The following is a 274-nucleotide window of genomic DNA, read 5'->3' on the forward strand; positions in this document are numbered from 1 at the left end:
CCCGACATTCCGCTGCATGCTAACGCGATGCTCAAAAACGAGCGCGAGGGCATTGAACCTGAAGTCCAAGGCACCACTGGCCCGCTCAAGCAGATCGAAGACGTCAAAGCCAAAGGCTTTCCGGTTGCCTATGTAGGTGACGTGGTAGGTACCGGCTCTTCACGTAAATCAGCGACTAACTCGGTGCTGTGGTTCTTCGGTGACGACATCCCCTACGTGCCGAACAAGCGCGCTGGCGGCTTCTGCTTTGGCAGCAAAATCGCTCCGATCTTCT

General features: G+C 56.2%; 1 pseudogene. It reads left to right on the top strand.

Annotated features, from left to right (window positions below):
• A pseudogene (locus tag R0J88_RS20100) lies at window positions 1-274 on the top strand (aconitate hydratase B); the annotation flags it as partial.

Origin of the sequence: Pseudoalteromonas sp. SIMBA_162, from assembly GCF_046535955.1 — a bacterium.
GTDB classification, from domain to species: Bacteria; Pseudomonadota; Gammaproteobacteria; order Enterobacterales; family Alteromonadaceae; genus Pseudoalteromonas; species Pseudoalteromonas marina.